This is a genomic window from Mycobacterium sp. WMMD1722 (genome assembly GCF_049315205.1).
Taxonomy (GTDB): domain Bacteria; phylum Actinomycetota; class Actinomycetes; order Mycobacteriales; family Mycobacteriaceae; genus Mycobacterium.
On sequence record NZ_CP186056.1, the window covers coordinates 1,541,944 to 1,565,960 of the forward strand.

A 24,017-nucleotide genomic window follows, 5' to 3' on the forward strand; every position below is an offset into this window, starting at 1 on the left:
CGTCCTGGTGTCGGGCAATCCGGTCACCGGCGGGGTCGGCAACCTCGATCAGGTGCTCAACGATGCCGTCAGCTCACCTCGTCGAAGCGCGTGACCAATAGCCACGTGGTCAGCCAGACCGCCGCCCCGGCGACGAGCAATGCGCCGGGAATGTGCAGGGACAACCTGCCCGAGTCGCCGAGCGCGGCCTGGATGAAGGTGTAGATCAGCAGCAGCGCCGCGACGATCGCCGCCCACCAGTGCCGGCGTCGCTCGTATACGAGCCCACCCACACTGACCAGCAGGCCGGCACTCACCACGTGCAGTGCGATCGCCGCGTACCCGTGCACCTCCTCGGCCCGGCCCTGCTGGACCAGCACTCCCGCGGTGCCGAAGGACACGAAGACCACCAGCACGGTGGCGACCGCGAACACGCGGGCCGCGAGGAGAAACGGTCGGGCGGACCCAGGAGCGGAGGTCGGACCTGCCATGTTCCGAAGGGTAACCAGGGCCGGCCCACCCGGGGCGCATAATGCCCCCATGAACCCGGTGCACGCGTGAAAGCCGTCGTCTGTCAGCACGGCAGCCTGTCGGTAGCGGACTTGCCCGATCCACGACCCGCGCGCGGCCAGCTGCTGCTCGAGGTGCGCCGATGCGGTATCTGCGGTTCCGACCTGCATGCCAAGGATCACGCCGACGAGCTGACCGGGCTGATGGAGCAGGTGGGATACCCCGACTTCATGCGCTCCGACACACCCGTGGTGCTCGGCCACGAATTCTGCGGTGAGGTCGCCGAACGCGGCAAGGGCGTCGGGCGCCGGTTCCGGGTCGGCACGCCGGTGGTCTCGTTCCCGTTGGTGCGCGCCGCGGACGGTGTGCACCTGACGGGCTTGTCGCCGCGCGCCCCGGGCGCTTACGCCGAGGGTGTACTCGCCGAGGCCGCCATGACGTTCGCCGTCCCCAACGGGCTGGACCTCGACACCGCCGCACTGACCGAGCCGATGGCCGTCGCGCTGCACGCCGTGCGTCGCAGCGAGATCGGCCGGCGGGACACCGCCGTCGTGATCGGATGCGGACCGGTCGGTCTGGCCGTGATCTGCCATCTGAAGACCCTCGGCGTGCGCACGATCGTCGCCAGTGACTTCTCCGCCGTGCGGCGCGATCTGGCCAGACGCTGCGGTGCGCACACGGTCGTGGACCCGTCCGTCGACTCGCCGTATGCCGGCCTCGCCGGGGCGATCACTGAAGCTCCGGCCCTCTACGAGCTGGGGATGGGGTCGATGGAGAAGCTGCGTAAGCTACCGGGCTGGCAGCACCTCTACCGGATCGCCGACACACTCGGGGCCGCGGGGCCCAAGCGGCCGGTGGTGTTCGAGTGCGTCGGCGTGCCGGGCATGATCGACGGCATCGTGGGATCGGCACCACTGGCGTCGCGGGTGATCGTCGTCGGCGTGTGCATGGGTGAGGACCGGCTGCGCCCGGCGATGGCGATCAGCAAGGAGATCGACATGCGCTTCGTCTTCGGCTACACCCCACTGGAATTCCGGGACACGTTGCATCTGCTCGCCGACGGCAAGGTCGACGCGTCGGCGCTCGTCACCGGCACCGTGGGACTGGATGGGGTGGCCGCCGCCTTCGACGTGCTCGGCACCGCCGAAGCGCACGCGAAGATCCTCGTCGACCCGCAGTCGGCGTCGACGTCGCTCTAGCGAACGCGCCGTGACGCCCATCGAGTGTGCAATGACGGCGTCCGGTGTGCACTCAGGGCGTGAGATCGGGCGCAGGGCCGCCCTGATTGCACACTCGGCGCCACCCCTGCACACTCGGCGATCCGGCTAACTCAGTCGCGAAAGGACCTCGGCGACAACGCTGTCGGCCGCGACGTCGGTCTGCTCGCCGTTGGACAGGTCCTTGAGCCTCACCGCTTCGGGCTCGACGATCAACGCGATCGCGGCACCGCTGCGGTCGGCCGCCCGCAGCGCGGCCTTCAGGCTCCGGTCCCCGTACGCCACGTCGGTGCGGACGCCGGCCCGGCGCAAGTCGGCGGCCAGGACACCGGCGCGCACCTTGGCCTGCGGTGCGGCGGGGATGGCGTAGACGTCGCAGTTCGACGTCGCGCCGACCGTCTTGCCCTCGGCCTGCAACGCCAGCACGGTGCGATCCACACCCAGCCCGAATCCGATCCCTGAGACGTCCTGGCCGCCGAGCCGCCCCATCAACCCGTCGTAGCGGCCACCGCCACCGATCCCCGACTGGGCACCGAGACCGTCGTGAACGAATTCGAAGGTGGTCTTGGTGTAGTAGTCCAGGCCGCGCACCATCCGTGGATTGATGACGTACGGCACCTCCAACGCCCTCAGATGCTCCTGCACCGCCTCGAAATGCGTTGCGGCGCTGTCGGACAGGTGGTCGAGCATCAGAGGCGCACCCGCGGTCATCTCCCGTACGTGCGGCCGCTTGTCGTCGAGAACGCGCAGCGGGTTGATCTCCGCCCGTCGGCGGGTCTCTTCGTCGAGGTCCAACCCGAACAGGAACTCCTGCAACAACTCCCGATACTGCGGCCGGCAGGTGTCGTCGCCCAGCGAGGTGATCTCCAGCCGAAACCCCGACAGGCCCAGCGACCGGAACCCCCCATCGGCGACGGCGATCACCTCGGCGTCCAGGGCCGGATCGTCGACACCGATCGCCTCGACCCCGACCTGCTGTAGTTGGCGGTACCGTCCCGCCTGCGGACGCTCGTACCGGAAGAACGGCCCCGAATAACACAGCTTGACCGGCAGCGCGCCCCGGTCGAGTCGGTGCTGGATCACTGCGCGGATCACCCCGGCGGTGCCCTCGGGGCGCAACGTCACCGAACGTTCCCCCCGGTCGGCGAAGGTGTACATCTCCTTGGACACCACGTCGGTGGACTCCCCCACGCCGCGCGCGAACAGAGCGGTGTCCTCGAAGATCGGCAATTCCACATCGCCGTAGCCGGCGCGCCGGGCGGCGCCGAGCAGCCCGTCGCGCACGGCGACGAACGCCGCAGACTCGGGCGGCAGATAATCCGGGACGCCCTTGGGCGCCTGGAACGGCTGGGTCATCGCGTCAGCCCCTCGAGGAACGGATTCGCCCGGCGTTCGTCGCCGATGGTGGATCGCGGTCCGTGCCCGGGCAGCACCACGGTGTCGTCGTCGAGGACCAGCAGCTTGTCGACGATCGACCCCAGCAGCTCGCGACCGCTGCCGCCGGGTAGATCGGTGCGCCCCACCGACTGCTTGAACAGGGTGTCCCCGGTCAGCGCGACCTGCGCGGAGTCACCACTGAGCCGGAACACCACCGACCCCTTCGTATGCCCGGGCGTGTGATCCACCGTCACCACGATGCCGCCGAGGTCGAGTTTGTCGCCGTCGCGGTCGAGTTCGATCAGCTGGCGCGGCTCACGGAACAGCGCGCCGAGCAGCACCTGCCCCACTCGGGGGCCGAAACCCTTGATCGGGTCGGTCAGCATGAAGCGGTCCTCGGGATGGATGAACGCCGGACAGCCGTAGGTGTCGGCCACCTTCTGCGCCGACCAGATGTGATCGATGTGTCCGTGGGTGAGCAGCACCGCGGCGGGGGTCAGCCGGTGTTCGTCGAGGACGCGCCGTAGCGGCCCCATCGCCCGCTGGCCCGGGTCGACGACGACGGCGTCCGACCCCGGCCGCTGCGCCAACACGTAGCAGTTGCACGCGAGCACACCCGCCGGGAATCCGGTGATCAACACGTGAGCAAGTTTCCCATGCCTTCAGCGTTGTCTCTGCGGCGCCACCGCGGGTCCCCCGCACAACCGGGTCCTTCACCTGTTCCTCAGCAAGCTTTGGCACACTCGTTGCCGAAACCGGTGCGGTCGACCGATCGCACGTGCGAGGAGGGATAGCGGCGGTGCCGACCAACGAACAACGGCGTGAAGCGGCCAAGCGCAAGCTGGAGCGACAGCTCGAACGCCGGGAGCAGCAGGCCCGCAAACGCAAGATCCTGACGATCGCCGGGTCCGCCGCCGCCGCGGTGGTGGTGATCGCCGCCGTGGTGGCGACCGTCGTGTTCACCCGCGACGACTCGGGCACCGGCGGCACCGCATCGGCCGCCACCACCACGCCGACCCCGGTCGAAGGCTCGCTCACCCCGCCCGCGCCCAGCGGCGGCAACGGCCAGCTGCCCGCCTTCGCCGCCCCCGCCGGCCTGGGCTCGGACTGCCAGTACCCCGCGGCCGGCCCGGCGAGCAAGCCGGTCAAGCCGCCGCGCAGCGGAAAGGTGCCGACCGATCCGGGTGAGATCAGCGCCAGCATGAGCACCGACCAGGGCAACCTCGGCTTGCTCCTGGACAACGCGAAGGCGCCGTGCACGGTGAACAGCTTCGCCAGCCTGGCCCAGCAGGGTTACTTCAACAACACACCGTGCCACCGGCTGACCACCAGCCCCAGCCTGTCGGTGCTGCAGTGCGGTGACCCGACCGGTAAGGGCACCGGCGGTCCGGGCTACGAGTTCGCCAATGAATATCCGACCAACCAGTACCAGCCCGACGACCCGGCCCTGCAGGAACCGGTCGTCTACCCCCGCGGCACGCTGGCCATGGCCAACGCCGGGCCCAATACCAACGGCAGCCAGTTCTTCCTGGTCTATCAGGACTCCCAGCTTCCGCCCGCCTACACCGCGTTCGGCCGGATCGACGACACCGGGCTGGCGACCCTGGACAAGATCGCCGCAGCGGGCGTCGAAGGCGGCGGCCAGGACGGACCGCCGGCCACCCCGGTCAAGGTGACGTCGGTGCTGCTGGACTGACCCCCACCCCGTGACCTACCCGCCGAACCCGTATCCCGACTATCCGGAGTATCCCGACCAGCCGGCCGGGTATCCCCCGGGGTATCCGGGCGGCTACCCGCCCGCAGGGCCCGTCGGCTACCCGCCGCCACCGGCTCCGCGCGGCACGAACGCGCTGGCCATCGCGTCGCTGGTGTGCGCGTTCGTGTTCGCGCCGCTGGGCATCCTGTTCGGCCACATCTCGCTGCGGCAGATCAAGCGCACCGGCGAGGAGGGTCGCGGGCTCGCCGTCGCCGGGCTGGTCCTCGGGTATGTGCTGACCGTGGTGGCGATCGTCGTCATCATCCTCAGCGTGCTGTTCATCATGGCGGTCGTCGACAGCGTGGAGAACGACCGGCTGCGCCGTGACGGCCCCACGGTGACCGCGGCGCCGCAGATTCCCCTCGACCTCCCGCCGTTCCGGCCGTCGCCGACGGTGGGCGCGAACTGCCAGTACCCGACCGGCGGCGCCCCGGCCCCCCGGCCCGTCGCCCCGCCCCGCAGCGGCCGGGTTCCGACCCAGCCGGAACGGGTCAGCGTCAGCATCACCACCTCGGCGGGCAATATCGGGCTGTCGCTGAAGAACGGCATCTCGCCGTGCACCGTCAACAACTTCGTCAGCCTGGCCCAGCAGGGCTTCTACGACGGGACGACGTGCCACCGGCTGACCGCAGCGCCGGATATGCGCCTGTTGCAGTGTGGCGACCCGAGCGGGGACGGGAACGGCGGACCGGGCTACCGTTTCGCCGACGAGTACCCGACGAATCAATACCGGATGGCCGATCCCGAACTGCGGGGCAAGACGCTGTATCCGCGCGGCACCGTCGCAATGGCCAACACCGGTCCGAACAGCAACGGCAGCCAGTTCTATCTGATCTACGAGGACACCCTGCTGCCACCGCGATACACGGTGTTCGGGGCGGTCGACGGCACCGGTCTGGCGACGCTGGACCGGATCGCCGCGGCCGGTGTTGCCGGCGGCGCCGACGACGGCAGGCCCGCCAACCCGGTGATCATCGCCTCGGCCCGGCTGGACTGACCGACGTAATCAGGCCGCCGGGCCTGATTGCGGCCGTCCTCCTCCGAGCTCGTACCTCGCCGGCATCGTCAGGCCGCCGGGCCTGATTGCGGCCGTCCTCCTCCGAGCTCGTACCTCGCCGGCATCGTCAGGCCGCGGAGGTGACGCGGTACACGTCGTACACGCCCTCGACGTTGCGGACCACCCGCAGCAGATAACCCAGATGCTTGGGGTCACCCATCTCGAAGGTGAACCGGCTGATCGCCACGCGGTCGTTGGACGTGGTGACCGATGCCGAGAGGATGTTCACCTTCTCGTCGGCCAGCACCCGGGTGACGTCGGACAGCAACCGGTGCCGATCGAGCGCCTCGACCTGGATGGCGACCAGGAACACCGACGATGGTGACGGCGCCCATTCGACGTCGATGATCCGTTCGGCCTGCTGCTGCAGCGATTCGGCGTTGGTGCAGTCGGTGCGGTGCACGCTGACCCCGCCGCCGCGCGTGACGAAACCCATGATCTGGTCGCCGGGCACCGGGGTGCAGCACTTGGCCAGCTTGGTCAGCACGCCGGGCGCACCGGGCACCGCGACGCCGGTGTCCTCGGTGTTGCGCTGACGCACCGGCATGGTCGCCGGTGTCGAACGTTCGGCGAGTTCGTCCTCGGCGGCGTCGTCGCCACCGAACTGGGCAAGCAGGCGCTGCACGACGTGACGCGCCGACACGTGGCCCTCACCCACTGCGGTGTAGAGCGCCGACACGTCGACGTAGCGCAGTTCACGCGCCAGCGCCGCCATCGACTCGGCATTCATCAGTCGCTGCAGCGGCAACCCTCCGCGGCGCACCTCGCGGCCGATCGCGTCCTTACCCGCCTCGAGCGCCTCCTCGCGGCGTTCCTTGGCGAACCACTGCCGGATCTTGGCTTTGGCCCGCGGAGACACCACAAAGGTCTGCCAGTCCCGCGACGGCCCGGCGTTGGGCGCCTTGGAGGTGAAGATCTCGACGACCTCACCGTTCTCCAGCTTGCGCTCCAGCGCGACCAGCCGTCCGTTGACCCGGGCGCCGATACAGCGGTGTCCGACCTCGGTGTGCACCGCGTAGGCGAAGTCGACCGGAGTGGACCCGGCGGGCAGGGTGATCACGTCGCCCTTGGGGGTGAAGACGAAGATCTCCTGCACCGCGAGGTCGTAGCGCAGCGACTCCAGGAACTCACCCGGGTCGGCGGCCTCCCGCTGCCAGTCGAGCAGCTGACGCATCCAGGCCATATCGTCGATCTCGGCGGCGGCGTTGCCCGCGGGAACTCCGTTGCGTCCCTTGACCTCTTTGTAGCGCCAATGTGCCGCGATGCCGTATTCGGCGGTGCGGTGCATATCGCGGGTGCGGATCTGAACCTCGAGCGGTTTGCCCTCGGGCCCGACGACCGTGGTGTGCAGCGATTGGTAGACCCCGTAGCGGGGCTGGGCGATGTAGTCCTTGAACCGGCCCGCCATCGGCTGCCACAGCGAGTGCACGACCCCGACGGCTGCATAGCAGTCGCGGATCTCGTCGCACAGGATGCGGACACCGACCAGGTCGTGGATGTCGTCGAAGTCGCGGCCCTTGACGATCATCTTCTGGTAGATCGACCAGTAGTGCTTGGGCCTGCCCTCGACGGTGGCGTTGATCTTCGACTTGGTCAGCGTGTTGACGATCTCGGCGCGGACCTTGGCCAGATAGGTGTCCCGCGACGGGGCGCGGTCGGCGACCAACCGCACGATCTCGTCGTACTTCTTGGGGTGCAGGATCGCGAACGACAGATCCTCCAGCTCCCATTTGACCGTCGCCATTCCGAGCCGATGCGCAAGGGGCGCAATGACTTCCAGGGTCTCACGGGCCTTGCGGGCCTGCTTCTCGGGCGGCAGGAAGCGCATGGTGCGCATGTTGTGCAGCCGGTCGGCCACCTTGATCACCAGCACCCGCGGGTCACGGGCCATCGCGATGATCATCTTGCGGATCGTCTCGCCCTCGGCGGCGGTGCCCAGCACCACCTTGTCGAGTTTGGTCACCCCGTCGACGAGATGGCCGACCTCACTGCCGAACTCGGCGGTCAGCGCCTCCAGGGTGTAGCCGGTGTCCTCCACCGTGTCGTGCAGCAGAGCGGCCACCAGTGTGGTGGTGTCCATGCCCAGCTCGGCCAGGATGTTCGCCACGGCCAGCGGGTGGGTGATGTACGGGTCGCCGGAGCGACGCAACTGATCGGCGTGGCGCTTGTCGGCCACCTCGTAGGCTCGCTGCAGCAGGCTCAGGTCGGCCTTCGGGTAGATCTCCCGGTGCACCGCCACCAGCGGTTCGAGCACCGGGTTGACCGTGCTGCGCTGCGAGGTCATCCGGCGGGCGAGCCGCGCGCGCACCCGCCGCGACGCGCTGGAGGTGCTCTTGGGCGGATCCGGCGGCGGCTCGGGGATGTCGATCACCGGCAGCGGCGCAGTGACGGGTGCGTTGGAGCTCGCATCGGTGGTGCCCGTCGAGTCCGCCATCAGCACACCTCCCAGTCACTGTTGGGTCAGGGACAGAATTCGAGGATAGACCTCACACGGTGTAGAGGCTGGTGACCTCCAGCGGTGCCACCACCTCGCGCCCGCCCAGGGCGGTCAGTTCGAGCACCACCGCGGCATTGCGCACGGCGGCCCCACCACTGGTCAGCAGCCGCTCGGCCGCGGCCACCGTGCCGCCGGTGGCCAGCACGTCGTCGATGATCACCACGGTGCGCCCGGAGATGTCGGTGCCGTCGGCCGGAATCTCCAGGGTGGCGCTGCCGTATTCGAGGTCATAGGTCTGGCTGTGCACCGGCGGGGGTAATTTGCCGCCCTTGCGGACGGCGAGCACACCGGTCCCGAGCCGCAGCGCGACCGCTGCGCCCAGCAGGAATCCGCGCGCGTCGATCCCGGCCACCAGATCGGCGCCCTCGGCGGTGGCCGCCAACGCGTCGGTCACCGCGGACAGCCCTTTCGGATCCGCCAGCAGTGGCGTCAAATCCTTGAACGCGATGCCGGGCTCCGGGAAGTCGGGCACCTCGCGCATCAGGGACGCGATGAGCTCGGATATCTGGGCGCCTTGCCCCATGTCGATTCGCTCCTGCCCACCGGATGTCACTGCGAGAGCCTCCACCGGTCCATGTTCCAGCCGGCGCCCCACCGCGTCGGATTGCTGCTCACCGCGAACATCTTCGACGACGTCAGCAATGTGCGCTGCTGACGGTACAGCGGCAGGGTCGGCATGTCCGCCCAGAGAATCGGCGACCCCTCCGACAGCAGGCGTGCGAGTTCCTTCGGATCCGAGGTCACGGCCAGCGCTGCGATGATCCCGTCGACGCGCTCGTTGCTGTACCCGCTGAGATTGTCGCCGTTGCCGGTGTGCAGTGCATAGGCGTCCAAGGCCGAGGAACCCGTCGAACCGCTACCCGCCGCGCCGCCGGTACTCGCGATGAGGACGTCGATCTCGTTGTTGCGCAAGGAAAGCGGTCCCACGCCGGCGCCCGCGGCATCCTGCACCGTGATACCCGCAGGCTCGCACGCCTTGGCGATGGCACCGACCGTGGCGGCCAGCCGGGCGTTGGGACTCTGGTATCCGATACGCACCGTCAGCGGCCGGTTCTCCAGCGCCTCCCGGGCCGCGACCGGATTGGCGGCCACGAATTGCGCCGCGTCCGGCGTCGCCTCGGCCGTACCGAACGCATCCTCGTTGGCCGGGTTGAGCCGCGAGTTGCTGATCGGCACCTCGGCGTTGCGGGCGATCACATCGCGCGGGGTGCAGGACGCCAGCGCCCGGCGCGCGGGCGGCGCGGCCAGCGGCCCGCGCGGAGCGAAGATCAGCTGCTCGACACCGGCGGACGGATTGTCGCTGCGGACGTAGTCCTCGGGCAGGTTCAAGGTTCCCGAGGACCCGGTGGCGATGTCGACGACGTCGAACGCGCCCTCATTGACCCGCTCCTGGATATCGGCACCCAGCGGCCACACCGTGACCCGGTCGGTGATCGCCGGTGCCCCCCACCATTTGTCGTTGGCCACCAGCACGACGGCGCCCTGGTCGGTCACCGAGTCCAGCTTGTAGGGCCCCGACGACGGGAACCGCTTGAGATCGTCGGCGCTCAGGCCGGCCCGCAGGTCCCAGGTGGTGTTCCACGCTTGCGCAATACGGTCGACCGCCGGCAGGTCAGCGGACTGCAGCGCCGCGGTGACGTCTACGCCGAGCTGGTCGGCCAGCACATGCGACGGCATCAGCGTCGTCGCCGCGAACAGCTGACCGAAGTCGACGAGACTGCGGTCCTGGGCGAAAGACACCCGTGCCCGCTTCTGGCCGGGTTGGCAGTCCACCCGGGCGATGTCGGCGTATCCGGCTCGGCTGGCGGCGTCGAACTGCGGAAAGCGCCCCGACTGGGCCGCCCACGTCAGCACCATGTCGTCGCAGGTGATCGGTTTGCCGTCGGAGTACACGGCTTTGTCGTTGATCGTGTAGTCGAGGATGAGCGGGGCGCGCCCGACCACCGCGATCGAGCCGAAGTCGTGGTCGCCCACGACCTGCCCGTCGGGACCGTGATAGTTGAACCCGGTCAGCACGCGGGCGAAGGCCTGCGCGGCCCCGGAGCCGGCACCGGCGACGGTGTTCGGGTTGTAGGTGACCAGGGCACCGTCGACGGCATAGTCCACCGAATCGGCGGCACTGCCCATGCACGAACTCAGCCCGAGGGCACCGACCAGCGTCACCACCGAGGCGACCACCGAGGCGCGCCGGGTCCGGACTGCCATGCGGACTACCGGCCCCGCGGCGTGCGCTTACCCGAGGGCCTACCGGTCTTGCCGGCGGGCCGGGCGCCCGGTGCGGGCGTATCGCCCACCGAACCGGCGGCCACCGGCTCGGCGTCGGCGTCCGCCCCGGCGTCGGCGTCGGCGTCCGCCCCGGCGTCGGCGGTGTCTTCCGGATCTGTGGTGGCGGCGCCCGCCTTGTTCGCCGCGTTCTTGCGCCGGTTGGCCACCCGCCGGCTGTGGTCGCGGACGAGTTTGGTGCGCTCACGCAGCGTCACCAGCAGTGGGGTGGCGAAGAAGATCGACGAATACGTGCCGACGATGACACCGACCAGCTGAACCAGCGCGAGGTCCATCAGCGTGCCGACACCGAGTAGCCACACCGCGATGATCATCAGCGCGACGATCGGCAGAACCGAGATCAGGCTGGTGTTGATCGACCGCATGAAGGTCTGGTTGACCGCCAGGTTGGCCTGTTCGGCGAAGGTGCGCCGGGTGGTGTGCTCGAAACCCTTGGTGTTCTCCTCGACCTTATCGAACACGATCACGGTGTCGTACAGGGAGAAGCCCAGGATGGTCAGCAGCCCGATCACCGTGGCCGGGGTGACCTCGAATCCGACGATCGAGTAGACCCCGGCGGTCACGATGAGGTCGAAGAACAGCGTGACCATCGCCGAGACGGCCATCCACAGCTCGTAGCGGATCCCGATGTAGATCGAGGCGAGAACCAGGAAGACCACCAGTGCGATCAGCGCCTTCTTGGTGATCTGGTCACCCCAGGTCGACGAGACCGCCGAATCGCTGATCGACTGCTTGTCCGGTTGGCCGCCTTCACCGCGCGGCTGGAAGCGGTCGTACAGCGCGTCCCGCAGCTGGCTGGCCTGCTCGTTGGTCAGCGTCTCCGACCGGATCTGCACGGTCGCCGATTCGCCGCTGCCGACGATGACCACCGTCTCCGGCGGCGTGCCCAGCGTGTCGTTGAACACCGTCTCGACCTGGGTGACCTGGGCGTTTCCGTTGGCTCCCGCGACGGGCATCGACACCTTGGTGCCGCCTTCGAAATCGATGCCGAAGGTGAACCCCCGCACCAGAATGCTGATCAGACAGATCGCGACGATGACGCCACTGACCGTGTACCAGAGCTTGCGTCGCCCGATGACCTCGAACGCACCGGTGCCGGTGTAGAGGCGGACGAAGAAGCCGTGCTGGGGCGCCGCGCCGGCGGCACTCTCCAGCGGCGGCGCCTCGGTTGCGGCGGAGCTTCGTCGGTTGACCTTGTTGACCCGGTTGGCTTTGTCGGCGGCCATCGTCTAACCCCGTCCCGTGGTCGCGTGGGTGGCGGCCCGCCGTTCGCGGGCGATCTGCTGAACCGCCCCGAGGCCGTTGAAGGCGGGCTTGGACAGCAGCGTGGACTTCGACGCCAGGTACACCAGCGGCCAGGTGACCAGGAACACCACGACGATGTCGAGGATCGTGGTCAGGCCCAGGGTGAAGGCGAAGCCCTTGACCTGGCCGACCGCCAGGAAGTACAGCACCGCAGCGGCCAGGAAGGTCACCGCGTTACCGGACACGATCGTCTTGCGCGCCCTGGCCCAGCCTCGTGGCACCGCCGAGCGGAACGACCGGCCCTCCCGGATCTCGTCCTTGATGCGTTCGAAGAACACCACGAACGAGTCGGCCGTGGTGCCGATGCCGATGATCAGACCGGCGATGCCGGCGAGGTCGAGGGTGTAGTTGATGTACCTGCCGAGCAGCACCAGGATCGCGAATACCATCGCGCCGGACGCGACCAGTGACAGCGCGGTCAAAAGACCCAGCATGCGGTAGTAGAGCAGCGAGTACAGCAGCACGGCCGCCAGGCCCACCGCGCCCGCGATCAGACCGGCGCGCAGCGACTGCAAGCCCAGCGTGGCCGACACCGTCTCGGCTTCGGAGGACTCGAACGACAGCGGCAGCGAGCCGTATTTCAGCACGTTGGCCAGTTCGGCCGCACTCTGCTGGGTGAACCGACCGGTGATCTGGGTGCGGCCGCCCGGGATCGCCTCCTGGATCTCGGGAGCACTGACCACCTTGGAGTCCAGTACGAAGGCGGTCTGGGTACCGACGTTGGCGGCGGTGAAATCGGCCCAGGTGTTGGCCGCGTCGCCCTTGAACTCGAGGTCGACGACGTATTCGCCGCGCTGCTGCTGCAGCCCGGACGTCGCGTTCTGGATCTGCTCACCGCTGATGATCGACTTGTCCAGCAGATAGACGGTCTGCCCGTCGGTGGAGCAGGTGACCAGCGGCAGATTGGGGTCGTCGTTGCCGGCCAGGACGTCGTCGTCATCGCAGCGGGTGGCCTGGAACTGCAGCGCCAGGATCTGCACCGACTGGTCGGTGCTCTGGCGCAGCTGCTTCTCGTCGGCGATGCGCTGAGCCAGGTCGGCCCGCTCGCCGGGCTGGTCGGGACCGGGCGTGGCCGGGGCCGGGGTGCCCGAGCCGGTGGCCGGAGCCTGCGGGTTCGGCGGGGCCGGCGGAGTCGGGGGCGCCGGCGGGGCCGGCTGCTGCGGATACGGCCGCGGTTGTGGGGCCGGTTGCTGGCCGGGGGCGGGCTGGCCCGGTTGGGGCACCATGCCCTCCTGTCCGGGCAGCGGGGCTCCCGGCGGCGCTCCGCCCGGCGGGGTCTGACCCGGGGCTCCCCCGGGCGGCGCCTGGCCGGCCGGGGGCGCCTGCTGGTTGATGGCCGAAGCCTGGAAGGCCTGGATGACCGGACGGATGTAGAGCCGGGCCGTCTGGCCGAGGTTGCGCGCCTCGCTGCTGTCGTTGCCGGGGACCGTGATGACCAGGTTCTGGCCGTCGATGACCACCTCGGAACCCGACACACCCAGACCGTCGACGCGCGCGCTGATGATCTGCTGCGCTTGGTCGAGCGCTTCCCGCGTGGGCGCCGAACCGTCCGGCGTACGCGCGGTCAGCGTCACCCGGGTGCCGCCCTGAAGATCGATACCGAGCTTCGGGTCGGCCTGCTTGTCACCGGTCAGGAAGACCAGAAGGTAGGTGCCTACCAGCAGGACCAGGAAAAACGTCAGATAACGGGCAGGATGTACCGGCGCCGAAGACGATGCCACGTTGCTTGGGTCCCCTCGGATTCAGATCGACAGCACCGCAAAGGGTACGGGGCGGTGCTGAGTGTCCAGCTGTCAGTCCTTCTTCAGCCGGTCGGGGTCGGCCACGGCCTCGGTGGAGGTGGGGCTGTCCAGCACGTCGGCGGCGGTGCCCGCCTCGACATCGGTGGTGTCGTCTTCGATGCGGTCGCGGACCGCCAGCTTCATCCAGGTCGTCACGACCCCGGGCGCGATCTCGAGCTGGACGTTGTCATCGGTGATGCCGGTGATGGTGCCCTGCAGGCCGGACGTGGTGTGGATCCGGTCGCCGATCTGCAGCGAGTTGTGCAGGTCGATCGTCGCCTGCATGGCCTTCCGCTGACGTCGGGACGCGAAGAACATGAACGCGCCGAGGATGATGAGCAGAGGTAGGAAAACAACGAGATCCATAACAGCAAGCGTCTTTCGTGTCGGGTTTTCGGTGCGGTACGGCGCCAGGAATCCCGGGAAACGGCACCTCGCCGGTCACCAGTGTGCCATTGTCGCGGCTCACGCCGTACCACCCGACCATGCGCACCCCGGGGACAACGACCGACGTAAACCACGGATATCGCACTTTCTGGTCGATTTCGATGCGGAATCCATAGTTGACACGCGTAGTGACGGCTGTTTCCCTCGCGCACCGCCCCTCTCGGCGACTAGGCTGATGCTCGTCCCCACCCCGCACCGTCCGCAGGAGCCTTGACGTGACCACCCTCGAGCAGAGCCGCCACCTCGCGACCGCAATCCCCGGACCCACGTCGCAGGAGCTCATCGCCCGCAAGACGGCCGCGGTGTCGCGCGCGGTGGGTACCACGATGCCGGTGTACGCCAGCCGGGCCGGCGGCGGCATCGTCGAGGACGTCGACGGCAATCGCCTCATCGACCTCGGATCGGGCATCGCGGTGACGACCATCGGTAACGCGGCCCCGCGGGTCGTCGAGCAGGCCGCTGAGCAGCTGGCCAAGTTCACCCACACCTGTTTCATGGTCACGCCGTACGAGGGATACGTCGCCGTCGCCGAGGCGCTCAACCGACTCACCCCCGGAACCGGTGAGAAGCGCTCGGCCCTGTTCAACTCGGGCTCCGAGGCGGTGGAGAACGCCGTCAAGATCGCCCGTTCCTACACCCGCAAGCAGGCGGTGGTGTCGTTCGACCACGCCTACCACGGCCGCACCAACCTGACGATGGCGCTGACCGCCAAGGTCATGCCCTACAAGCACGGGTTCGGGCCGTTTGCGCCGGAGATCTACCGGGCTCCCCTGTCCTATCCGTTCCGGGACGCCGAATTCGGTAAGGAGCTGGCCACCGACGGTGAGCTGGCCGCCCGGCGCGCGATCTCGGTGATCGACAAGCAGGTCGGGGCCGACAACCTCGCCGCGGTGATCATCGAGCCGATCCAGGGTGAGGGCGGGTTCATCGTGCCCGCCGAGGGCTTCCTCCCCACGCTGCTGCAATGGTGCCGCGACAACGGCGTCGTCTTCATCGCCGACGAGGTGCAGACCGGCTTCGCCCGCACCGGACGGATGTTCGCCTGCGAGCACGAGGGCATCGAACCCGATCTGATCGTGACGGCCAAGGGCATCGCCGGGGGGATGCCGCTGTCCGCGGTGACCGGTCGCGCGGAGATCATGGATTCTCCGCACGTCTCCGGGCTCGGCGGCACCTACGGCGGAAATCCCGTGGCGTGCGCGGCGGCGCTGGCCACCATCGAGACCATCGAGGCCGAGGCGATGGTCGAGCGGGCCGCCGCGATCGAGCGGCTGATGAAGGACCGGCTCGGCCGGATGCAGGCCGAGGACGACCGCATCGGTGACGTGCGCGGCCGGGGCGCGATGATCGCGGTCGAACTCGTGAAGTCCGGCACCGTCGACCCCGACGCCGACCTGACTCGGGCCCTGAGCGCCGGCGCCCACGCAGCCGGGGTGATCGTGCTGTCCTGCGGCACCTACGGCAACGTGCTGCGCTTCCTGCCCCCGCTGGCCATCAGCGACGAGCTGCTCAACGAGGGGCTCGACGTCCTGGCCGAGCTGCTCCGCGACCTCTGAGGGCGATAGCCATTCGGCTCAGTGATGGACGAGGGTGTCGCGGCGGCGGCGGCCGGGACGCAGCCGGTCCAGCAGGCCGCGGCGCGGGCGGTTCTCATAGGTCGGTCCCACGACCTCGGTCTTCTGCTCGGCCAGCGGCAGCGGCTGCGACACCGGGGCGTCGGTGGCAGCGGGTGCGGTGGCGACCGGACGCTGCGCGTACGCGATGTCGCGGGCACTACGGATCGACAGCCGGCCGACGGCCAGCGCGCCTAGGAAGACGATGAGCGCGCCGAGGCCGTAGAAGTACGTCAGCTCCAGCCAGACCCGCTTGGTCTCGGCCGACGCCACCGGGGTGCCGGCCTCACCGAGGTTGAGCGGTCCGGCCAGTGCGCGGCCGATCACGAACCAGGCTCCACCGGCCACGCTGAGCCAGCCACCGAGCATCGCGGTCGCGCGGTTACGCGAGATGAGCAGCAGCACGCCACCGGCGATGGTCACCACACCGGGCAGCACCTCCAACCATCCCCGGCCGGTGGTCCAACTCCACGCCGAATCGGGCGTGAAGGCGAAATCGAAGTACGGCCCGACGAAGGGGATCAGCGCACCCCACAGACCCAGCAGGATCAACAGGAAACCGCTGGCCGCGCCGCGGCTGCGGGGAATTCGCAGCCGTCCACCGCGTGGATGCTCTGGGTGCTGTGAGCCGATCATGATGCCTCCTGGAGTCGTGGGTGTCGGATACCCCGCCCCGACCCCCGCCTAACCGGGATTCTTCACAGCCAATCCACAGCGCCATGGGGAATGCTTTTAGCTTTGCTAACGTACTTTCAGGTAGGCGCAACGTGGCGCCGGTCCCCCCATTCCAACGTCGTGAGGAGCCGCTGTGCCGACTTCGAATTCCACCGACGGCCGCGAAGCGCGCCTCGAGCAGCGCATCGCCGACCTCTACGCCAACGACCCCCAGTTCGCCGCTGCGCGCCCGGACCCCGCCGTCGGCGAGGCCGTCGATCAGCCCGGCGTCCGGTTGTCCGACATGGTGCGCACCATCATGGAGGCCTACGCCGATCGGCCCGCGCTCGGCGCCCGCGCGGTCGATTACGTCACCGATGCCGCCGGGCGCACCTCCGCCCGACTCCTTCCCCGCTTCGACACCATCACCTACCGCCAGACCTGGGACCGGGTGCGCGCGTTGGCCACCGCACTGGCCGACGGCGCCGTGCAACCAGGCGATCGGGTGGCGGTGCTGGGCTTCACCAGCGTCGACTACACCATCGTCGACATGGCGCTCAACCATGTCGGGGCCGTCGCCGTACCCTTGCAGACCAGCGCCCCGGTCGCCGCACTGCGGCCCATCCTCGCCGAGACCGAGCCCGTCGCCGTCTTCTCCAGCGTCGACTTCCTCAGCGACGCGGTCGAACTCGTCCAGACCGGCTTCGCGCCGGCGCGAGTGGTCGTCTTCGATCACGACCCCCGGGTCGACGACCACCGGGACGCCGTGGCAGCGGCGGCCGAAGCGCTCGGCGACGCCGGCATCTCCGTCGAGATCCTCGCCGATCAGATCGAGCGGGGACGGACACTGCCCGCCGCGGCACCCCACGTCTCGAGCGATCCGGATCCACTGATGCTGCTCATCTACACCTCGGGCAGCACCGGGGCTCCCAAGGGCGCGATGTACCCGGAACGGTTGATCGCCAATTCGTGGCGGGCCTCCGCGCGTCAGGCGTGGGGTCTGCAGACGGTCACGCCGTCGATCGTGTTGTCATTCATGCCGATGAGCCACATGATGGGGCGCGGCATCCTCTACGCGGCGCTGGCCACCGGCGGCACCGTCTACTTCGCCGCGCGCAGCGACCTGTCGACGTTCCTGGAGGACGTCGCCCTCGTCCGCCCGACGCATATGAACTTCGTCCCGCGCATCTGGGAGATGATCTTCCAGGAGGTCCAGGGCGAGATCGAACGGGACGGCGCGGATCTGACCGAGGTGAGCCGCCGCGTCATCGGTGGCCGCGGCGTCGCCGCCATGACCGGCTCGGCCCCGATCAGCCCCGAGCTCAAGGCCTGGGCGGAGGACTTCATCGACCTGCCGCTCACCGAAGGCTACGGTTCCACCGAGGCCGGCGCGGTCTTCGTCGACGGCCAGGTGCGCCGGCCGCCGGTGCGTGACTACAAGCTGGTCGACGTCCCCGATCTCGGCTATTTCCACACCGATCGGCCTTATCCCCGCGGCGAGTTGCTGGTCAAATCCGACGATCTGATCCCCGGCTACTACAAGCGACCCGAGATCACCGCCGAGGTGTTCGACGAGGACGGGTTCTACCGCACCGGTGACGTCGTGGCCGAGATCGGTCCGGACCAGCTGAAGTACCTGGACCGGCGCAACAATGTGCTCAAGCTCTCCCAGGGCGAGTTCGTCACCGTGTCCAAGCTGGAGGCGTCGTTCGGCGCCAGCCCGCTGATCCGGCAGATCTACGTGTACGGCAACAGCGCCCGGTCCTATCTGCTGGCGGTCATCGTGCCCACCGACGAGGCCCTGACCCGCGCCGGCGGCGATGCCGACGCGCTGCGCTCGGCGCTGTCGGAGGCACTGCTGACCCAAGCCCGTGAGGCCGAACTGCAGTCCTACGAGATCCCGCGGGACTTCGTGGTCGAGACCGAGCCGTTCACACTGGAGAACGGTCTGCTGACCGGGATCCGCAAGCTGGCGCGTCCGAAGCTCAAGGAGCACTACGGCCCGCTGCTCGAAGAGCTCTACGTCTCGCTGGCAGAAGGACAGGCCAGTGAACTGCGGGCGGTGCGCGAGGGTGCCGGCGACCGGCCGGTCCTCGAGACCGTCGGCCGGGCCGCGGCCGCCCTGCTCGGCGCCACCAGTACCGACGTCGAGCCGGATGCCCACTTCACCGACCTCGGCGGGGACTCGCTGTCGGCGTTGACGTTCGGAAATCTGCTGCACGACATCTTCGGCATCGATGTGCCGGTGGGCGTGATCGTGAGCCCCGCCAACGATCTCGCCGCGATCGCCGGCTACATCGAGGCGCAGCGCTCCGCGGGCGGGAAACGGCCGACCTATGACTCGGTGCACGGCCGGGACGCCACCGAGGTGCACGCCCGCGACCTGACCCTGGACAAGTTCATCGACGCCGAAACCCTCTCGGCGGCAAAGACTCTGCCTGCTCCGACCGGTGAGGTACGGACGGTGCTGCTGACCGGCGCCACCGGATTCCTCGGTCGTTACCTGGCCCTGGACTGGCTCGAGCGGATGTCGCTGGTCGGCGGGAAGGTCGTGTGTCTGGTGCGCGCCAGAGACGACGTCGCCGCGCGGCAGCGCCTCGACGACACCTTCGACAGCGGCGACCCGAAGCTGCTCGAGCACTACCGCGAGCTGTCGGGCTCGCTCGAGGTGCTCGCCGGTGACAAGGGCGAGGCCGACCTCGGGCTGTCCCGCGACGTCTGGCAACGTCTCGCCGACACCGTCGACCTGATCGTGGACCCGGCCGCACTGGTCAACCACGTGCTGCCCTACAGCCAGCTGTTCGGCCCCAACGCGCTGGGCACCGCAGAGCTGATCCGGTTGGCGCTGACGACGAAGATCAAACCGTTCACCTACGTCTCCACCATCGGTGTCGGCGCGGGCGTTACCCCGGGCCAGTTCACCGAGGACGGCGACATCCGCAAGATCAGCGCGACCCGCAAGGTGGACGACACCTATGCCAACGGCTACGGCAACAGCAAGTGGGCCGGTGAGGTGTTGCTGCGCGAGGCGCACGATCTGTGCGGGCTTCCGGTGGCGGTGTTCCGCTGCGACATGATCCTGGCCGACACCACCTATGCGGGCCAACTCAACCTGCCGGACATGTTCACCCGCACGATCTTGAGCCTGGTCGCCACGGGTATCGCTCCCGAGTCGTTCTACGAACTCGACGACGCGGGTCGCCGGCAGCGCGCCCACTACGACGGGCTGCCGGTGGAGTTCATCGCCGAGGCCATCGACACGCTCGGGGCGCAGGCGGTCGGTGAGTCGGGAACGGGTTTCGCGACCTACCACGTGATGAACCCGTACGACGACGGCATCGGTCTCGACCAGTTCGTCGACTGGCTGGTGGACGCCGGCTACCGGATCGACCGCGTTTCCGGCTACGACAGCTGGCTCGCGCGTTTCGAGACGGCGGTGCGGGCCCTGCCCGAGCGGCAGCGTCAGTACTCGCTGCTGCCCCTGCTGCACAACTATCAGCGGCCGGAACGTCCGTTGAACGGGGCGATGGCGCCGACCGAACGCTTCCGCTCCGCTGTGCAGGAGGCCAAGATCGGGCCGGACAAGGACATCCCGCACATCAGCGCGCCGATCATCGTCAAGTACGCCACGGATCTGGAGCTGCTCGGACTGCTCTGAGACCGGATCGACCTGGACGGGCGTGGCCCTCGACATCGTCGTCGAAGGCCGCGCCCGCCCTCGTGTGCGCGGGTAGCATTCGGGCGGGAGTCGGGAGCGTCGATTGCGCGGAATCCGTCTGTGGTGGCGCCAGCCGGACCACTACGAATGGTTATCGGGATACCTTGCCGCCCGCGGCCTGACCGGAGTCACCCGCTACATCCTGGCCGCCATCCTGTTACTGCTCGCCGTGTCGACAGCGCTGATGCGGCTCAGCCCGGCCGGGCCGGACGATACCGCCGCGCGGGTGACGTCCACCGTGGTGATCATCGCGCTCTCCGTGGTCGCCGCCGGCTATCTCCGTGGCTGGCCGGACCGACGCCGCTCCCAGGCGTTCTCGGTGCTGGGCACCGTCGCCCTCTCGGCGGCCTGTCTGGCCGATTCGGATCCACGCGCCGGCATGCTGGGCTGTGCGGCGTTCATCGGTCTGGCGGGCTACGTCGGCTTCTTCCACTGCGCGCGGTATCTGACGCTGACGCTGGGCATCTCCCTGACCACGGCCGCGGTGTGCGCCGCGCGGGTCGCCATGGACGGCGATCCGGCCATGGCCGCCGCCAAGCTGATGGTGATGAGCGGCGGCATCCTCGTGGTGCCGTTCTGCGGGCAGATCCTGGTGCACTGGCTGTCGGTCGACGCATTGCGATCGTCGACCGACGCCCTGACCGGACTGCGCAACCGCCGGGGCTTCCACCGGGCGGCACGCGATCTGCTCACCGGCGCCGCCGGTGACCCAGATCGGTGCTTCACCGTGGTGATGGCCGATCTCGATGCCTTCAAACAGGCCAACGACACCTACGGCCACGCGGTCGGCGACATGATCCTGATCGCCGTCGCCGACAGCCTGCGTGCGGCCGCCGGCGAGGAGGCGGTGCTGGGCCGGGTCGGCGGCGAGGAGTTCCTGGTCGCGATCTGCACAGCGCATGCCGAGACCACCCACACCGCCGAGCGACTACGCGCCGGCATCGCCGGCACCTCGTGGAACGTCACCGCCAGCCTCGGCGTGGCCAGCATCGGGCTGACCCGGGTCGCCGGCCGGACCCGGGATCTGATCGACGGTCTCATCGCGGCCGCCGACATCGCCATGTACGAGGCCAAACGCGCGGGCGGCAACCAGGTCCGCCATTCCGAGGCGCCGATGTCGTGGCTCGGCTGAATCGTCAGTCGTACAGGCCGGGCTGACCCAGTGCGCTGACGCCGCTGGGCGGCGTCAGCCCGAGGTGGGTCCACGCCAGGGAGGTGGCCACGCGGCCGCGCGGGGTGCGGGCGATCATCCCGGCCCGCACCAGGAACGGTTCGCAGACCTCCTCGACGGTGGTGGCCTCCTCCCCCACGGCCACCGCCAGGGTCGACACCCCGACCGGACCACCACCGAAACTGCGGGTCAACGCCGAGAGCACCGCCCGGTCGAGGCGGTCCAAACCGAGTTCGTCGACGTCGTAGACCTCCAGGGCGGCCTTGGCGATGTCGCGGGTGATCACACCGTCGGCCCGCACCTCGGCGTAGTCACGCACCCGGCGTAACAGCCGGTTCGCGATCCGTGGTGTGCCCCGTGACCGCCGCGCGATCTCGGCGCCGGCCTCACGACCCAGTTCGATGCCCAGGATCCCCGCTGAGCGCGCCAGCACCCGTTCCAGTTCGGCGGGCTCGTAGAAGTCCATGTGTGCGGTGAAGCCGAACCGGTCGCGTAACGGTCCGGTCAGCGCGCCGGACCGGGTGGTGGCACCGACGAGGGTGAACGGGGCCACCTCCAGCGGAATCGAGGTGGCGCCGGGTCCTTTGCCCACCACGACGTCGACCCGGAAGTCCTCCATCGCCAGATAGAGCATCTCCTCGGCCGGCCGGGCGATGCGGTGGATCTCGTCGATGAACAGCACGTCGCCCTCGACGAGGTTCGACAGCATGGCCGCGAGGTCACCGGCTCGTTCCAGCGCCGGACCCGACGTCACCCGCAACGACGAGTTGAGTTCGGCGGCGATGATCATCGCCAGCGACGTCTTGCCCAGACCCGGCGGCCCCGACAGCAGGATGTGGTCGGGGGTGCCGCCGCGGTTCTTGGCGCCCTCGAGCACCAGCTGGAGCTGTTCGCGGACGCGAGGCTGGCCGATGAACTCGCCGAGCGAGCGCGGTCGCAGGCTGGCGTCGATGTCGCCCTCACCGACCGTCAACGCCGGTGAGACGTCGCGCTCCTCGGGTTCGTCGGTCTCGAAGCGACCCATCTCTATTTCTTCCCGAGCATCGACAGCGCAGCCCGCAGCGCGCTGGACGTGGTGGCGTCGGGATCGTCGGCGAGCACCTTGTCGGTCGCTTCCTCGGCCGCTTTGGCGGCGAAGCCGAGACCGATCAGCGCCTCGACGACCGGGGCGCGTACCGCGTGCCCGCCGGCGGCCGCGACGCCCGGACCCGCCGAGACCGGGCCGATCTTGTCGCGCAGTTCGAGGACCATCCGTTCGGCGCCGCGCTTCCCGATGCCCGGCACCCGGGTCAGCGCGGTCACGTCACCGTCGGCCAGGGCCTGCCGCAACGCCTGGGCGTCGTGCACGGCCAGCGTCGCCAGCGCGATCTTCGGGCCCACGCCGGACACCCCGAGCAGCGTGCTGAACAGGTCACGGGCCTCGGCGTCGGCGAACCCGTAGAGCGTCATCGAGTCCTCGCGCACGATCATCGCGGTGACCAGCCGGGATTCGGCGCCGCGCCGCAACGTCGCCAGCGTCGACGGGGTGGCCATCACCTTGTAGCCCACACCGGCCGCCTCGATCACCGCGTGGTCGAGCGCGATGTCGATGACCTCACCCCGTACCGACGCGATCACTTCGCCGCCTTGAGCCGAGCCGCATATTTGCGGCGCTGCTCGGCCGCCATCGCCTCGGCGGCGGCCATGCGGGCGATCATCGGCGCCCGCCAGCAGTGGCAGATCGCCAGCGCCAGGGCGTCGGCGGCATCCGCGGGGGTCGGTTTGGCCTGCAGCGCAAGGATTTTGGTGACCATCGTGGTGACCTGGGCTTTGTCGGCCCGGCCGTTGCCGGTGACGGCGGCCTTCACCTCGCTGGGCGTGTGGAAGTGAACGTCGATATCGCGCCGGGCGGCGGCGAGCGCGATCACGCCACCGGCCTGCGCGGTGCCCATGGCGGTGTTGGCGTTCTGGTTGGCGAACACCCGCTCGATCGCGATGACGTCGGGCCGGTGGGTGTCCATCCAGTATTCGACGGTGTCACTGATCGTCAGCAGCCGGCGGTGCAACTGCTCGTCGGAGGGGGTGCGCACGACGTCGACGTCCAGCGCGATCACCTGCCGTCCACGGCCGCTCTCGATGACCGAGAGCCCGCAGCGCGTCAAGCCGGGATCGACTCCCATCACCCGCACGCCACACCCCTTCGCCAGAACACGTGTTCGATACCTTAACGCGCGGCGCGGCTGCATCGCGGAAGGACACACCGGATCAGGTGTACGGGCGCAGGTCCGGATTCAGATCCGCCGCGGGCACCTCACCGAACGACCGGATCGCGCGGTCGATCTCCTCGACGCGCCGCCTCGATGCCCGCCAGCCCCTGACCTTCTCGACGCCCTGCTCCTCGCCGTCCCGGGTGATCTCGATCTTCCACGGCACGCCGCAGAACTTGGCCAGGAACCAGAACGGCCACGCCAGGATGAACGGCAGCGCGATCACGAACATCAACACCCCGAACCAGCTGTCGCCCCACGAGGCCATGTCGATGTAGTCGATCAGCGGCATCCAGCGGCGCCGCACCCGCCACCGCACGCCCTGCGCGTCCTTGAATTCGGGCATGGCGTCAGATCACGAACCGTCCGGACCGCGCCGCGCCGTCGGGGTCGACCACCACCGCCA

20 protein-coding genes are annotated in these 24,017 nt (G+C 69.1%); 6 read left to right on the forward strand and 14 right to left on the reverse strand.

All coding sequences use genetic code 11. The features are described 5' to 3' along the window. Nucleotides 1-68 precede the first annotated feature (68 nt). Nucleotides 69-470, reverse strand: coding sequence for a hypothetical protein (locus ACN27E_RS07145; RefSeq protein ID WP_422747769.1), 402 nt, complete (start codon nucleotides 468-470; stop codon nucleotides 69-71). Between the two features lie 66 nt (nucleotides 471-536). On the opposite strand from ACN27E_RS07145, the gene ACN27E_RS07150 reads away from it, so the two are divergent. Then, complete coding sequence (locus ACN27E_RS07150) at nucleotides 537-1,688, forward strand: zinc-binding dehydrogenase (RefSeq protein ID WP_422747770.1); 1,152 nt, start codon at nucleotides 537-539, stop codon at nucleotides 1,686-1,688. 126 nt (nucleotides 1,689-1,814) lie between these two features. Here ACN27E_RS07150 and hisS read toward each other — a convergent pair whose 3' ends face one another. Further along, entirely contained in the window at nucleotides 1,815-3,062 is a 1,248-nt protein-coding gene (gene hisS / locus ACN27E_RS07155) for a histidine--tRNA ligase (RefSeq protein WP_422747771.1), read from the reverse strand. Further along, nucleotides 3,059-3,724, reverse strand: coding sequence for an MBL fold metallo-hydrolase (locus tag ACN27E_RS07160; RefSeq protein WP_422747773.1), 666 nt, complete (start codon nucleotides 3,722-3,724; stop codon nucleotides 3,059-3,061). The genes hisS and ACN27E_RS07160 overlap by 4 nt, the downstream gene beginning before the upstream one ends. A gap of 158 nt (nucleotides 3,725-3,882) precedes the next feature. Between ACN27E_RS07160 and ACN27E_RS07165 the strand changes: the two genes are divergently transcribed. Continuing rightward, entirely contained in the window at nucleotides 3,883-4,779 is an 897-nt protein-coding gene (locus tag ACN27E_RS07165) for a peptidylprolyl isomerase (protein WP_422747775.1), read from the forward strand. A 10-nt stretch (nucleotides 4,780-4,789) separates the two neighbouring features. Next, nucleotides 4,790-5,836, forward strand: coding sequence for a peptidylprolyl isomerase (locus ACN27E_RS07170; RefSeq protein WP_422747776.1), 1,047 nt, complete (start codon nucleotides 4,790-4,792; stop codon nucleotides 5,834-5,836). A 127-nt stretch (nucleotides 5,837-5,963) separates the two neighbouring features. On the opposite strand, the gene ACN27E_RS07175 is transcribed toward ACN27E_RS07170, so the two are convergent. From ACN27E_RS07175 to yajC, 6 genes are all read right to left on the reverse strand, one after another. Further along, nucleotides 5,964-8,330, reverse strand: coding sequence for a RelA/SpoT family protein (locus ACN27E_RS07175; protein ID WP_422747778.1), 2,367 nt, complete (start codon nucleotides 8,328-8,330; stop codon nucleotides 5,964-5,966). Nucleotides 8,331-8,382: 52 nt separating this feature from the next. Continuing rightward, the gene (locus tag ACN27E_RS07180; RefSeq protein ID WP_422749692.1) at nucleotides 8,383-8,916 is read right to left on the reverse strand and encodes an adenine phosphoribosyltransferase; all 534 of its coding nucleotides are present in this window, start codon (nucleotides 8,914-8,916) and stop codon (nucleotides 8,383-8,385) included. 26 nt (nucleotides 8,917-8,942) lie between these two features. Beyond that, the gene (locus ACN27E_RS07185) at nucleotides 8,943-10,598 is read right to left on the reverse strand and encodes an ABC transporter substrate-binding protein (RefSeq protein ID WP_422747780.1); all 1,656 of its coding nucleotides are present in this window, start codon (nucleotides 10,596-10,598) and stop codon (nucleotides 8,943-8,945) included. A gap of 5 nt (nucleotides 10,599-10,603) precedes the next feature. Beyond that, nucleotides 10,604-11,902 (reverse strand): protein translocase subunit SecF, encoded by a 1,299-nt coding sequence (gene secF, locus ACN27E_RS07190; protein ID WP_422747782.1) that lies wholly within the window; start codon nucleotides 11,900-11,902, stop codon nucleotides 10,604-10,606. 3 nt (nucleotides 11,903-11,905) lie between these two features. Next, the gene (secD, locus tag ACN27E_RS07195) at nucleotides 11,906-13,702 is read right to left on the reverse strand and encodes a protein translocase subunit SecD (RefSeq protein WP_422747784.1); all 1,797 of its coding nucleotides are present in this window, start codon (nucleotides 13,700-13,702) and stop codon (nucleotides 11,906-11,908) included. 72 nt (nucleotides 13,703-13,774) lie between these two features. After that, nucleotides 13,775-14,128, reverse strand: coding sequence for a preprotein translocase subunit YajC (gene yajC, locus ACN27E_RS07200; RefSeq protein ID WP_422747786.1), 354 nt, complete (start codon nucleotides 14,126-14,128; stop codon nucleotides 13,775-13,777). A gap of 296 nt (nucleotides 14,129-14,424) precedes the next feature. On the opposite strand from yajC, the gene gabT reads away from it, so the two are divergent. Then, nucleotides 14,425-15,765, forward strand: coding sequence for a 4-aminobutyrate--2-oxoglutarate transaminase (gabT, locus tag ACN27E_RS07205; protein WP_422747787.1), 1,341 nt, complete (start codon nucleotides 14,425-14,427; stop codon nucleotides 15,763-15,765). Between the two features lie 18 nt (nucleotides 15,766-15,783). Here the strand turns inward: gabT and ACN27E_RS07210 are convergent, their stop codons facing one another. Beyond that, nucleotides 15,784-16,458 (reverse strand): hypothetical protein, encoded by a 675-nt coding sequence (locus ACN27E_RS07210; protein ID WP_422747788.1) that lies wholly within the window; start codon nucleotides 16,456-16,458, stop codon nucleotides 15,784-15,786. Nucleotides 16,459-16,630: 172 nt separating this feature from the next. On the opposite strand from ACN27E_RS07210, the gene car reads away from it, so the two are divergent. Together car and ACN27E_RS07220 are read left to right on the forward strand one after the other, a co-directional pair. After that, nucleotides 16,631-20,134: a carboxylic acid reductase gene (gene car / locus ACN27E_RS07215; RefSeq protein WP_422747790.1), complete on the forward strand. Its 3,504-nt coding sequence runs from the start codon at nucleotides 16,631-16,633 to the stop codon at nucleotides 20,132-20,134. A 103-nt stretch (nucleotides 20,135-20,237) separates the two neighbouring features. Continuing rightward, entirely contained in the window at nucleotides 20,238-21,326 is a 1,089-nt protein-coding gene (locus tag ACN27E_RS07220) for a GGDEF domain-containing protein (RefSeq protein ID WP_422747792.1), read from the forward strand. 4 nt (nucleotides 21,327-21,330) lie between these two features. On the opposite strand, the gene ruvB is transcribed toward ACN27E_RS07220, so the two are convergent. The 4 genes from ruvB to ACN27E_RS07240 all read right to left on the reverse strand — a co-directional run bounded on the left by ruvB (nucleotide 21,331) and on the right by ACN27E_RS07240 (nucleotide 23,957). Further along, nucleotides 21,331-22,389, reverse strand: a complete 1,059-nt coding sequence (ruvB, locus tag ACN27E_RS07225; RefSeq protein ID WP_422747793.1) for a Holliday junction branch migration DNA helicase RuvB — start codon at nucleotides 22,387-22,389, stop codon at nucleotides 21,331-21,333. 2 nt (nucleotides 22,390-22,391) lie between these two features. Beyond that, nucleotides 22,392-22,982 carry a Holliday junction branch migration protein RuvA gene (gene ruvA / locus ACN27E_RS07230; protein WP_422747795.1) on the reverse strand — a complete coding sequence of 197 codons (591 nt, stop codon included), beginning with the start codon at nucleotides 22,980-22,982 and terminating at the stop codon, nucleotides 22,392-22,394. After that, entirely contained in the window at nucleotides 22,979-23,533 is a 555-nt protein-coding gene (gene ruvC, locus ACN27E_RS07235) for a crossover junction endodeoxyribonuclease RuvC (protein WP_422747797.1), read from the reverse strand. The genes ruvA and ruvC overlap by 4 nt, the downstream gene beginning before the upstream one ends. 76 nt (nucleotides 23,534-23,609) lie before the next feature. Beyond that, nucleotides 23,610-23,957, reverse strand: coding sequence for a hypothetical protein (locus tag ACN27E_RS07240; RefSeq protein WP_422747799.1), 348 nt, complete (start codon nucleotides 23,955-23,957; stop codon nucleotides 23,610-23,612). Between the last annotated feature and the right edge of the window lie 60 nt (nucleotides 23,958-24,017).

Excerpts from the sequence above, each read along its gene's own strand:
- ruvB (WP_422747793.1), bottom strand. The coding sequence starts at position 22,389 with ATGGGTCGCTTCGAGACCGACGAACCCGAGGAGCGCGACGTCTCACCG.
- ACN27E_RS07175 (WP_422747778.1), bottom strand. The coding sequence starts at position 8,330 with ATGGCGGACTCGACGGGCACCACCGATGCGAGCTCCAACGCACCCGTC.
- ACN27E_RS07145 (WP_422747769.1), bottom strand. The coding sequence starts at position 470 with ATGGCAGGTCCGACCTCCGCTCCTGGGTCCGCCCGACCGTTTCTCCTC.
- ACN27E_RS07240 (WP_422747799.1), bottom strand. The coding sequence starts at position 23,957 with ATGCCCGAATTCAAGGACGCGCAGGGCGTGCGGTGGCGGGTGCGGCGC.
- ACN27E_RS07210 (WP_422747788.1), bottom strand. The coding sequence starts at position 16,458 with ATGATCGGCTCACAGCACCCAGAGCATCCACGCGGTGGACGGCTGCGA.
- secF (WP_422747782.1), bottom strand. The coding sequence starts at position 11,902 with ATGGCCGCCGACAAAGCCAACCGGGTCAACAAGGTCAACCGACGAAGC.
- ACN27E_RS07180 (WP_422749692.1), bottom strand. The coding sequence starts at position 8,916 with ATGGGGCAAGGCGCCCAGATATCCGAGCTCATCGCGTCCCTGATGCGC.
- yajC (WP_422747786.1), bottom strand. The coding sequence starts at position 14,128 with ATGGATCTCGTTGTTTTCCTACCTCTGCTCATCATCCTCGGCGCGTTC.
- ACN27E_RS07185 (WP_422747780.1), bottom strand. The coding sequence starts at position 10,598 with ATGGCAGTCCGGACCCGGCGCGCCTCGGTGGTCGCCTCGGTGGTGACG.
- hisS (WP_422747771.1), bottom strand. The coding sequence starts at position 3,062 with ATGACCCAGCCGTTCCAGGCGCCCAAGGGCGTCCCGGATTATCTGCCG.